Here is a 10783-nt window from a genome sequence, read left to right on the forward strand (position 1 = left end):
CGTCCCCCCGCGGCGCTACGGCATCCTGTCCCCCAGCAACGCCAGATTCTCAATGGCCGCCAGCCCGTACAGAGCCGTGTCGTTCGACGAAACCCACGCGGCCTCACCACCCGCCACCAACGCCACCGGCCCGCTCAACGGCTCGGTCTTCCAGGGCGACGCCTCCGTGTACCCGTCGGAGTTGTAGAACTTCGTCCACGCCCGTTTGGCCAGCGCCGCATCCCCCGTCTGGACGGCCGCGTACGCGTCCAGCCGCGAGTGCCCCTGGAAGAGCAGCAGCGTGCCGAAGTCGGAGCCGTACCGCGCCTTCTGCTCGGCCTTGGTGGCGTTGAAGTACCGGCAGTAGTCGAAGTACGCCTGGTCGAACTTCGGCATGTCGACCAGGTCGATCAGTTCCGCGCACAGCTCGTTGAGCCCGAAGACGGCCGAGAGGTGGGACACGGACACCGCCGGCGCGCTCGCCACGGCGAACGTGCCGGTGTCGAGGTCGTACAGTCCGCTGCCCTGGACGAAACCGTTGGGCTGGGCGGCGATTCCCTCCATCGTGGACAGGACCCGCGCCTTGGCCTTCTCCCACTTGGGCCCCTTGCGCTCCCACTCGGTCAGCCAGGCCGACACCAGCCCGCTCCAGTCCGTGCCGAAGCCGATCGACAGCGCGTGCCGGTCGGGTGTGTAGGGATCGGTCCGCACCTTGCGCTGCGGGTCGAGGACGAGGAACGTCTCGTCGGAGTCGACATTGGCGTGCATGAGGTCGCCGACCCGCTCGTCCGCGGTGAGGAAGTAGTAGTAGCGCCGGTACGTCGTGTTGGCGATGCGCTGCTGCTTGGCGCTGTCGGCGTAGTGCTGCACACCGTGCCGTGTGCCGAGGCCCGCCCACTGGCCGATGTGGTAGACGTCGACCTCGCCGGTGTGCCGGGTCAGCGCCTCGGCGAAGCGGAAGATGTCGGCCCGGCCGGAGCGGATGTACGCGAACCAGAGCCAGATGTCCGGCGACAGCTCGGAGTTGTCCCAGGCGTAGCCACCGATGTCGTAGCGCCACTGGTGGCGCACGGTGTCATACGTGTGCATGAAGTCGCCGTAGTCCCAGAAGCCGTACCAACGGCGTTGCTCCACCTGCTCCTTGTAGTAGGTGAAGAGGAAGTCGAGGTGGTCCTCGATCTTCGCCTTGGCCGGGGTGGAGCGGTCCGGCTCGGAGTACAGCCCCGGCCCGAAGACCCCGGCCTTGATCAGCTGCTTGGGCGGGGCGGCCAGCTGCGGCAACACTCGTACGGCGGCGACCTGTTGGGCGAGCGTCTCCGCGCTGGGCGTCGAGTCGTTGGCCCAGAACAGCAGTTCCGAGGTGCGGGCGATGCCGTAGGGGGTGCCGAACTCGGGTTCGTAGTCCTCGTAGGTGATGTTGAGACCCTCGAGCTGCTTGGCGTACGTGTCCTGGCCCATGCCGTCGTGGTAGAAGCGCAGGTCCATGGGCTGGGCCTCGGGCGACCAGAGCCAGAGGGTGACCTCGGCCGCGTCGGTGTGGGCGTCGCGGATGTCGAGCTGGGCCGGGTACTTCTCCCAGAAGTCCCGCAGGCCGAAGGAGAATCCGCCGCTCGCCCCGCCCACGTACCCGAACCCGGAGGCCCGTCTGCCGCCGCCGGCGCCGATCCAGCCGTACCCCTTCTTGGTGCGCTTGCGCAGCGTGAAGCCGTCGGCGGACAGCTGGGAGAGGGTGTAGTCACCCCACTCGGGGATATACTGAAGCCGGGTCGTCACCCGCTGGTCCCAGGTGGACGGGTCCGGCAACTTCTGCCCGGCGTACTGTGCCGCCTGCACCGCGGCGCCGGGGTCGCGGCGCAGTCCCGTGATGCCCTTCACGGCCTCCCGCAGCAGTCCGGTGCCCTCGCCGCCGATGCGGATGTGGCGGTCGTAGGACTCGTCCCGCATCGGCACGCTGAAGCGCACACCGAGTCCGCGGATGAAGTCGCCGCTCGCCCTGCCGGGTTCCTGGGTGCCGTCATAGGTGATGGTGTGCACCATGCGGAAGGAGTCGGCGCCGGCGTAGAAGTACAGCCGGATGGAGAAGGGCAGCCAACTCCGTCCGCCCTTGCGGTGCTTGCCGTCGATGCGGACGACGGCGCGGACCGGCCCGTCCTGCTCCACCGTCACCTCGCCGATCGCCCCGTCGAAGCGCTCGGTTCTGACCGTGCCCTGGTCCTCGTCCTCGGTCTCGGGCTGCCGGACGAGGACGAGCCGCCCGTTCCTGGCGATCTCGGCGGATCCGCGGGTGACGGACTTGATGATCGTCGAACCGTTCTTGCCGATCTTCACAGCGATGGCGCCGGTGGACACGTCGATCGTGCCGCCGCTCTGGTCGACGGTGACCTTCTTGTCGGGGGCGGCCGCGTCACCGGCGCTGAGCGTCAGCTTGCCCGAGCCCGAACTCATGGCATGGGCGGTCCACTTGAGGGATCCGTCCGGCCAGTAGGCGATCGGCCACGACTGCACCGGTACGGCCTTGCCGTCGGCGTCGGTGAGCGCGAAGGTCCGGCCGGGCCGATGGGCGCCCTTGGGCCAGGGGACGCCGACGGTGGAGCCAGGTGCGGCACCGAGGCCGCCGTCCTCCAGCCAGTCCAGGGTCACGGCACCGTCGTCGGCCGAGTCGGCTCTGGGGGCGGCCTCGGCGTCCCGGGCTCCGGGCACCCAGCTGAACTGCGCGGCGGCTCCGGCGACGGCGGCCGCCTTGAGGAGGGACCTGCGGGGGATGGGGGACATGAGAGTTCAGCCTTTCCTTTTCCGGAGGTTGCTTCCGAGCGGATGGTCAGGGGCATGACAGGTGGCAGGCACAGTGGTATGTCACATACCACTGCCCTCGCGTCCAACGGTGGTGGCCGCCGGATTCCCGGCGGCCCCACCCCTCATCGCCCCCGCCGCCGCTCCTCCACGGCGACGGCGGCCGCCGCGACGGCTCCCAGCACGGGAACGGCCAGCGGCGCGATGAACCAGGCGGACAACGCGACGAGCGCCAAGCCGCCGACGATCAGGAAGGATCCGGCCGGATCGAGGACGGTACGGCGCCCGGCGCTCGCGAGCAGCGCCCGCCACCGCTCCCCCGGCGTCCACACGGCCGCCGCGCGCAGCCCGGCCACGGCGGCCCCGATGAGCGCGAACAGCCCGACGGCCCCGACGGCCGGCCCACCGGGCAGCCCGGCCCGCCCGGCCTGGACGTCCACCCAGACCAGCGCTACGGCGACCCAGCCGCCGAGCCCGACGACCCACCCGCGCCGCACGGCCGTACGGAAGTCGCCGGCGAACTCCCGCCAGCCGCCGCCCTGATGAGCCGTCCGCCGGCGCAGATGTCGTGCTCCCGCGGCGAAGGCCGCGGGGTAGGTGACCACGCCGGCCGACACGACCGCGATCCACACCCCCGTCAGCAGACACTCGGCGAACACGGCGAACCGCTCGGCGAGCCGCGCGGTGGTATGTGACATAGCACTGGAACTCGCGGATTCCCCGCGGGCCTTCACCCGTACCTGAGCCATCGTGACCGCCTCAGCCCTTCAGTCCGGAGGTCGCCATGCCGTCGATGAGATAGCGCTGGAAGGCGAGAAAGAAGAGAAGGACGGGGAGGAGCGCCACGAGGGACATGGCGATGAGTCCGCCGTAGTTGGCCGCCACGCCGTCGGAGTCGCGGAACATCATCATGCCGAGCGAGACGGTGTACTTGCCGGGCTCGTTGAGGTAGATCAGCGGGCCCATGAAGTCGTTCCAGGCGTTGATGAAGGTGAAGATCGCGCTGGTGATGAGCGCGGGCCGGCACAGCGGCAGGACGATCGACCAGTAGATCCGCAGGTGCCCGCAGCCGTCGATGCGCGCCGCCTCGTCCAGTTCCCTCGGCAGGTTCCGCATGAACTGGACCATCAGGAAGACGAAGAACGCCTCCGTGGCCAGGTACTTGCCGAGCAGCAGCGGCACATAGGTGTTGATCAGCTGCAGCTTCTGGAACATCACGTACTGCGGGATGAGCAGGACGTGGTACGGCAGCAGCAGCGTGCCGATCATCAGGGAGAACAGCAGGTTCCGGCCCGCGAACCTGATCTTCGCGAAGGCGTACGCCGTCAGCGAGCAGGAGACGAGGATGCCGACGACGGCACCGCCCGCGTAGAACAGGGAGTTCTTGAAGAAGGTCCAGATGGAGATGTCGGCTATGCCGTCGGCGAGGCCCTTGAAGTTCGCCAGGATCGGGTGGCCGGGAAACAGTTGCAGGCTGTTGATGATGTCCTTGCTCGGTTTGAACGAGGCTCCGACGACCCACAGCACGGGGTAGAGGATGACCGCGAGGATCAGCAGGGCGCCGATGTGCCAGGCGAGCGAGCCGGTGCGCCTGCGGTTCAGGGGCAGGGGTTTCGTGGCGGTCGGTCTGGTCGTGGTCGCGCTCATCGGGCGTCCTCCTCGTAGTGCACCCATTTCTTCTGCGACCAGAACAGGACGGCGGTCACCAGCGCCACGGCGAGCAGCAGCATCCAGGCCATCGCGGAGGCGAAGCCCATCTGGGCGTTCTTGAAGCCCTGTTGGTACAGGTAGCAGGTGTAGACGAGCGTGGCGTCGGCCGGGCCGCAGTAGGTGTTGGAGACGACGTAGGCCGAGCCGAAGATCTGGAAGGAGTGGATGGTCTCCAGCAGGACGTTGAAGAAGAGGACGGGGGAGATCATCGGGAGCGTGACGCTCCAGAACTTGCGGAAGGCTCCGGCCCCGTCGAGTTCCGCGGCCTCGTACAGCTCTCTGGGTACCTGCTTGAGACCGGCCAGGAAGATGACCATGGGCGCGCCGAACTGCCAGACGGTGAGCACGACCAGGCTGTAGAGGATCCAGTCGGGGTTGCCGACCCAGCCGCCGGCGTGGATGCCGACGGCGGACATCGCACGGTCCACGATGGCGTTGTCGGAGAAGATCGACCGCCAGACGAAGGCGACGGAGACGCTCGCGCCGATGAGCGAGGGGGCGTAGAAGGCGGCCCGGTAGAAGGCCTGTCCGCGTCGGCTCTGGGCGAGCAGCAGGGCGACCCCGAGGGCGAGCAGCAGCTTGAGCGGGGTACCGATGACGACGTACTTGGCCGTCACCGCGACCGACTTCTGCCACCGGGGGTCGTCGAACATCTTGGTGAAGTTGTCGAGCCCGACCCACTTGGGGGTGTTGAAGAGGTTGTAGTCGGTGAAGGCGAAGTAGAGCGAGGCGACCATGGGGCCCGCGGTCAGCAGCAGGAAGCCCGCGATCCACGGGGACATGAAGAGGTAGCCGGCGAGGTTCTCCCGGCGGCCCCGCCGCTTGTCGGCGGCGGGGGCGGCGGAGCGGGCCCGCCGGGTGGCGGGCGGTGAGTCCTTGACGAGCGTCACGGTGCTTTCCCCATCGGTTCCGGTCAGGCCTGGAAGGCGGCCTGGGCCTCGTCGAAGAACTGCTTCACCGCGTCGGAGGTCTTGACCTTGCCCAGGCCGAGGTCACCGCCGATGCGCAGGAAGGAGGCCTCGATGGTGTCGGCGCCGGAGGGGTGTGGGGTGATCGTGCCGAGGACTCCCGCCTCGGCGGTGTCGGCCTCGTACCGCGCGATCTCCTTGTTGACCGGGTCGGTCGGCTTGAAGGCGTCGTACTGCTCGGTGGCGGCGAGGATGCCCCGGTCGTAGCCCATGATCTTGCCGACCTCGGGGTCGTGGACCATGAAGTCGATGAACTGGGCGGCCTCCTTGGGGTGCTGGGTGCGCGACGACGCGCTCAGCATCAGGGAGGCGAGGTACTGACCGGTGTGCTTGCCGTCCATGGTGGGGATCGGCGCGAGGCCGTACTCGCTGTCGCCCTCGGCGGTGTAGCGGACGGTGAAGTTGTCCCAGGTGAATTCCGAGGCTCCGTGTCCGGCGGAGAGGGAGGACTTGGGACGGTCCTGCGCGACGATCTTCGGGTCGGTGATGATGCCGGCCTTGGTCCGGTTGTAGCCGTCCTGCCACCACTCCGTCAGATCGGCCTTGTCGAAGCCGAGTCCGTCCTTGGTGTAGAACGCCTTGCCGTTCTGCCGCAGGTACAGGTCGTACAGGTACATGATGCTGAAGTAGCCCGTGTCGCCCGGCACCTTGGTCTTGTCGTGGATGGTCTTCAGGGCCTTGAAGTAGTCGTCCCAGGTCCAGCCCGGGTGCGGCTCCACGCCCGCCTTCTGGAAGACCTTCTTGTCGACGACGAGAGCCATGGTGTTGGAGCCGACGGGGACGCCGAGCTGCTTGCCGTCGACCTCGCCGACCTTCGTGACACCGGCCCGGAAGTTGTCCAGGCGCAGATTCCCGGCGTCGATCTGCGACCTGAGGTCGAGCAGCACGCCTCTCTTGTCGTACTTGCGAAGGAATGTGACGGCGTTTTGGAAAACGTCCGGGGGATTTCCGCCGGAGGCCTGTGTCTGGAACTTCTCCCAGAAAGACACATAGTCCTGGAAGTCCGTCTTCACCTTGATCTTCGGATACTTCTTCTCGAAGAGCGCGATGGTCTGGTTGATCTTCTTGGCCCGCTCGTCGGCTCCCCACCACGAGTAACGGATCGTCACCGTGCCGTCGGCCGAGGTGCCGCTGTCGCCCCCGCACCCCGTCGTCGCTCCCAGCCCGAGCGCGGCCGCCCCCGCCCCGGCCGCCTTCAGGATCGTACGCCTCTCAACATTCCTGCTGGTTCCCACAGTCGGGCCTCCCCGGCGTCGTCGCCTGTGCATGAATCGTTTCAAGTAAGCGCTTGCTGGCACAAGTTACGGAGGGGCTCGGAGTGCGTCAATGATTCGGACAGGAATTTCTCGCGGGCCCGCCGAGCGCCCCGGAGCGACGGAAAGGCGGCATGCGCGGACGATCGCGACAACGTCCCAGGTGAGGGAGGCGCGATCGACGGACCGAACGGCCGACAGCCGGTGGTGCGCGAAGGCGGTACGGCCGAAACCCGCCCGGCGGATCGGGTAGTTGACCTCTCGGCACGACAACGGCCCACCTGCACTGAAGCAGATGGGCCGCCGCCTCCGGGTGGGCGATACTGGGTTCGAACCAGTGACCTCTTCGGTGTGAACGAAGCGCTCTCCCACTGAGCTAATCGCCCGGGCACAGGAAGAACATTACCCCATGTCAGGGGGTGCGCCCGCACCCCGGCAGCTCACTGATCCCTGATCTTCCAGGGCATGACCATCCCGAACTTCCACAGGTACACGCCGCCCAGGACAGCGACGATCACGAGGCCGATCACGGTGAGTGTGATGTTGCGGCGTCGCACCTTCGGGTCGAGGGCCTTCTGGGCCGCCTCGGTGACCTTGCGCTTCGTCCAGCGCAGCACCAGCTGGGCCCAGACGAACTCGGTCGCCCAGACGGCCATGCCGGCGAAGATCACGACCCAGCCGGGCCCGGGCAGCGGCAGCATCACGATGCCGGCCCCGACGATCGCGAGGCCGACGACGAAGACGCCGACCTGCCAGCTCAGATGCAGGGCGCGGCTCCGCTTGATGAAGCCCGGCGCCCTGGAGCCGAGTCCCTGCTCACCGTCCGGCTTCGCCTCGTCCGCGGGCGTCCCGTCAGGTGCCACGGCGACCTCGCGCGACTGGTCACTCCCCGTATTCATACGGCCAAACTTTACCTTACTTTACTGACCGGAAACCAGTCACCGGAATGGGCGTACCGTACGAAGGAGGTCTCGGCCGGAAGAGTTACGTAAAGGCACGCAAAACACTCAGAGGGGTTTACAACGGCACCGTAGGTGGCATGTCGATTTCGCCGACGTGCGAATCCCCGAGCGCACACTGAGCGAAAGGCCCTGGCGCTTATGAACACCACGGTCAGCTGCGAGCTGCACCTGCGCCTCGTTGTGTCGAGCGAGTCCTCCCTGCCTGTCCCCGCAGGCCTGCGGTACGACACGGCCGACCCCTACGCCGTGCACGCCACCTTCCACACCGGAGCCGAGGAGACCGTCGAGTGGGTGTTCGCCCGCGACCTCCTCGCGGAGGGTCTGCACCGGCCCACCGGCACCGGCGACGTCCGAGTCTGGCCGTCGCGCAGTCACGGTCAGGGGGTCGTCTGCATCGCCCTGAGCTCACCGGAGGGCGAGGCGCTGCTGGAAGCCCCGGCGCGGGCTCTGGAGTCCTTCCTGAAGCGGACGGACGCCGCCGTGCCGCCCGGCACGGAACACCGGCATTTCGACCTCGACCAGGAGCTCTCCCACATCCTGGCGGAGAGCTAGGCCGAGGCCGCACCAAGCCGCCCGGCGCCGTCGACTCGGGGAGACGGCTCGGGCCAGGACAACCGCATACGGCACGCGTCGGCGCCGTCCCACGGTGGGGCGGCGCCGACGTGCGCGCCCGGGGCGGTCACGGAAGCCGGACCGCGGGGCGCCGGGGCCGCTCTCCGTCTCCCGGAAACCATTACCATCGGCCAGCATCGGCGGGCGTGTGCCCGACCCCCAGGCCAGGGAGCGAAACGTGCTGATCACCCACGACACCCGGTGCGCCCTCGACACCGTGGTCGATCTGGTGAACACCGCGCCGGAGGACGACACCACGCCGGACGGGCTGCCCGACGTGGCGGCGCTCGAGGACTTCGTGCAGAACCACGAGGTCAGCGATGTCGGCATGCTGTCGGAGTTCGATCTCTCGGCGGTGAAGAAGATCCGCGGGCGGTTCGCGTCGGTGTTCGCGGCCCCCGACGCCCGGGTCGCCGCGGGGCTGATCAACGAACTGGTCGCGGCCGCGGGCACCACGCCCCGCCTCACCGACCACGACGGCTACGACTGGCACGTGCACTACTTCGCGCCGGGCGCCTCCGTGGCCGATCACCTCGCGGCGGACTGCGGGATGGCGCTGGCCTTCTTCGTGGTGGCCGGCGAGCAGGAGCGGCTGCGGCGCTGCGAGGCCCCCGACTGCCGGCGCGCCTTCGTGGACCTCTCCCGCAACCGGTCGCGGCGCTACTGCGACAGCCGCACCTGCGGGAACCGCCTGCATGTCGCCGCCTACCGGGCGCGCCGCAAGGAGGCGGCGGGCTGACGGGCACGATCGAGACGCCCGGACGGTGCGGCAATTTCCCGGCGCGCGGTCCCTCCCGGCCCCGGAAGGTCCGTCAAGGTGCTGTCGACCACGGTGCTGTCGTCGTGATCCCCGGCGGGTGGCGCCGGGGATCACGGGTACGGCTCAGAGCAGCAGCAGATCGTGCAGCGCAGCCATGAGCAGCAGACACCCGATCACCGCAAGGAAGATCATCAGCGGTGGCTGGGAAAGGGCGAAGAGGCACCCGCGCGGCTCGTCCTTCGGCGGCGCGGTTTCGCCTTGTGTCGTGTCCAGCATCTCGCGGGCGATGATGGCGCACACTGCGGCTTCCGCGCGATCAACACGCCCGGAATGACCAGGAGTTCGCCAGATCCCGTGATGTCCGGTTTCGGAAGCGACCAGTTCCGTGCACGGCGTTGATCCACTGTGTCGTTTCAGTCGTCATGCGAGGGTCATATGCCGTGCTTCTTCAGGATGGCCTCGATGTCGCTGAAGTCGTCCGTGGATCCGGAGCGGGGTGCGGTCGCGGGGCGGGTGGCCGCCTGGGTCCCCGGCCCCAGGGAGGGCGCGGAGGCCGTCGGGGCGACGGCGTCGCGCCGCGCGGCGGCCTTGGCCTCCTTGCGCTCCTTGCGGGTGCCGCCCCGGCGCCGCTCCACGGCCCGGGTCGTGGAGAACAGCAGCCAGGCGACGCCGAGCACGCCGAAGCCCGCCCAGGCCGTGACGCTGAATGCGGTGTCCGCGAGCCACTGCACGACCCCGGTCATCACCAGGCCGATGGGCACGAGGGAGTAGGCCGCGATCCGGGCGGCCGAGAGGAAGCGCTTGCGGTACGCGGTGACCGCCGCGATGCCGAGGCCGGCCGCGGACACGGCGGAGCAGATTGTCTCGGCGATCATCCGGTCCTCCAGGCAGGGCTCGGTAGGGCAGGGGCACTTCGTCCCTTCCATCCTGCACCGCCCGGACCCCGCCGGGCCATGCCTCGGGCGGACATCAGGGACATCTCCGGGTCCCCTCCTCCCCAGGTGCCGGTCGGATGCCCACCCCCGGGTGTGGATCGGGGTCGGCGCGGTGGACCGGCACCGTCCGGCTCGATTGGGTCGGCCTCGCCCCGACCTGGGAGACTGACCGCATGAGCGACTCCTCCCCCGTGCCCACGCCCGTCCTCGAGGTCTGGTGCGAGCTCCAGTGCCCCGACTGCCGCAGGGCCCTGGACGATCTGCGCGCCCTGCGCGCCCGTTACGGCGACCGGCTGGAGCTGCGGCTGCGGCACTTCCCGCTGGAGAAGCACAAGCACGCCTTCGCCGCCGCGCAGGCCGCCGAGGAAGCGCTGGAGCAGGGCCGGGGCTGGGAGTACGTCGAGGCGGTGCTGGGCCGGGTGGAGGAGCTGGACCGTAGGGGGGAACCCTTCCTGGTCGAGGTCGCCGGTGAACTCGGCCTTGACGCCGAGGAGCTCGACACCGCGCTGATCGACGGGCGGCACATCCTGATCGTCGACGCCGACCAGGCCGAGGGCAAGGCGATCGGCGTGACCGGCACGCCGACGTACGTCATCGGCGGGGAGCGGCTGGATGGCGGCAAGAGCCAGGCGGGGCTGCGGGAGCGGATCGAGAGAATCGCGGACCGGCTGCTGGCCGACGGGGCCTGAACGCCGGAGTGGGCCGAGAGCGGGTCCTAGCCTCGCGCTTTCATGTGCAGGGCGTCCGGTGGGTGATCAGAAACGCGGAGAGTGCTCCTGACCTGCAACGATGGGACTTGTCTAGGGTCCAGGTC

General features: G+C 68.8%; 11 protein-coding genes and 1 tRNA gene. 3 read left to right on the forward strand and 9 right to left on the reverse strand.

The window, feature by feature from the left end:
• Positions 1–15 precede the first annotated feature (15 nt).
• The 7 genes from ABZ453_RS44930 to ABZ453_RS44960 all read right to left on the reverse strand — a co-directional run bounded on the left by ABZ453_RS44930 (position 16) and on the right by ABZ453_RS44960 (position 7599).
• A complete protein-coding gene (locus ABZ453_RS44930; protein ID WP_359024901.1) occupies positions 16–2751 on the reverse strand; it encodes a Tat pathway signal sequence domain protein in 2736 nt (911 codons plus the stop codon).
• Between the two features lie 143 nt (positions 2752–2894).
• Complete coding sequence (locus tag ABZ453_RS44935) at positions 2895–3467, reverse strand: hypothetical protein (protein ID WP_359024903.1); 573 nt, start codon at positions 3465–3467, stop codon at positions 2895–2897.
• A gap of 61 nt (positions 3468–3528) precedes the next feature.
• The gene (locus tag ABZ453_RS44940; RefSeq protein WP_359024905.1) at positions 3529–4416 is read right to left on the reverse strand and encodes a carbohydrate ABC transporter permease; all 888 of its coding nucleotides are present in this window, start codon (positions 4414–4416) and stop codon (positions 3529–3531) included.
• On the reverse strand, positions 4413–5369 hold the full coding sequence (locus ABZ453_RS44945; protein WP_359024907.1) for a sugar ABC transporter permease: 957 nt from the start codon (positions 5367–5369) through the stop codon (positions 4413–4415). Before ABZ453_RS44945 ends, ABZ453_RS44940 begins: the two co-directional genes overlap by 4 nt.
• Before the next feature lie 23 nt (positions 5370–5392).
• On the reverse strand, positions 5393–6682 hold the full coding sequence (locus ABZ453_RS44950; RefSeq protein WP_359024909.1) for a sugar ABC transporter substrate-binding protein: 1290 nt from the start codon (positions 6680–6682) through the stop codon (positions 5393–5395).
• A gap of 332 nt (positions 6683–7014) precedes the next feature.
• A tRNA-Val gene (locus tag ABZ453_RS44955) sits at positions 7015–7086 on the reverse strand.
• 54 nt (positions 7087–7140) lie between these two features.
• A complete protein-coding gene (locus tag ABZ453_RS44960) occupies positions 7141–7599 on the reverse strand; it encodes a TIGR02611 family protein (protein WP_359024911.1) in 459 nt (152 codons plus the stop codon).
• 201 nt (positions 7600–7800) lie between these two features.
• On the opposite strand from ABZ453_RS44960, the gene ABZ453_RS44965 reads away from it, so the two are divergent.
• Complete coding sequence (locus ABZ453_RS44965) at positions 7801–8214, forward strand: SsgA family sporulation/cell division regulator (protein WP_004002642.1); 414 nt, start codon at positions 7801–7803, stop codon at positions 8212–8214.
• Positions 8215–8452: 238 nt separating this feature from the next.
• The gene (locus ABZ453_RS44970) at positions 8453–9013 is read left to right on the forward strand and encodes a CGNR zinc finger domain-containing protein (protein ID WP_359024913.1); all 561 of its coding nucleotides are present in this window, start codon (positions 8453–8455) and stop codon (positions 9011–9013) included.
• Positions 9014–9157: 144 nt separating this feature from the next.
• Here ABZ453_RS44970 and ABZ453_RS44975 read toward each other — a convergent pair whose 3' ends face one another.
• Both ABZ453_RS44975 and ABZ453_RS44980 read right to left on the reverse strand, forming a co-directional pair.
• Positions 9158–9334, reverse strand: a complete 177-nt coding sequence (locus ABZ453_RS44975) for a hypothetical protein (RefSeq protein WP_359024917.1) — start codon at positions 9332–9334, stop codon at positions 9158–9160.
• 131 nt (positions 9335–9465) lie between these two features.
• Complete coding sequence (locus ABZ453_RS44980; RefSeq protein WP_133044916.1) at positions 9466–9909, reverse strand: hypothetical protein; 444 nt, start codon at positions 9907–9909, stop codon at positions 9466–9468.
• Positions 9910–10142: 233 nt separating this feature from the next.
• On the opposite strand from ABZ453_RS44980, the gene ABZ453_RS44985 reads away from it, so the two are divergent.
• Positions 10143–10658 carry a DsbA family protein gene (locus ABZ453_RS44985; protein ID WP_359024915.1) on the forward strand — a complete coding sequence of 172 codons (516 nt, stop codon included), beginning with the start codon at positions 10143–10145 and terminating at the stop codon, positions 10656–10658.
• The last annotated feature ends 125 nt before the right edge of the window (positions 10659–10783 follow it).

Origin of the sequence: Streptomyces sp. NPDC005799 (assembly GCF_040630525.1) — a bacterium.
GTDB classification, from domain to species: Bacteria; Actinomycetota; Actinomycetes; order Streptomycetales; family Streptomycetaceae; genus Streptomyces; species Streptomyces griseorubiginosus_B.

Bases quoted from the DNA above. Each gene is read 5' to 3' on its own strand.
- ABZ453_RS44930 (WP_359024901.1), bottom strand. From the start codon at position 2,751: ATGTCCCCCATCCCCCGCAGGTCCCTCCTCAAGGCGGCCGCCGTCGCC.
- ABZ453_RS44935 (WP_359024903.1), bottom strand. From the start codon at position 3,467: ATGTCACATACCACCGCGCGGCTCGCCGAGCGGTTCGCCGTGTTCGCC.
- ABZ453_RS44940 (WP_359024905.1), bottom strand. From the start codon at position 4,416: ATGAGCGCGACCACGACCAGACCGACCGCCACGAAACCCCTGCCCCTG.
- ABZ453_RS44960 (WP_359024911.1), bottom strand. From the start codon at position 7,599: ATGAATACGGGGAGTGACCAGTCGCGCGAGGTCGCCGTGGCACCTGAC.
- ABZ453_RS44965 (WP_004002642.1), top strand. From the start codon at position 7,801: ATGAACACCACGGTCAGCTGCGAGCTGCACCTGCGCCTCGTTGTGTCG.
- ABZ453_RS44980 (WP_133044916.1), bottom strand. From the start codon at position 9,909: ATGATCGCCGAGACAATCTGCTCCGCCGTGTCCGCGGCCGGCCTCGGC.
- ABZ453_RS44985 (WP_359024915.1), top strand. From the start codon at position 10,143: ATGAGCGACTCCTCCCCCGTGCCCACGCCCGTCCTCGAGGTCTGGTGC.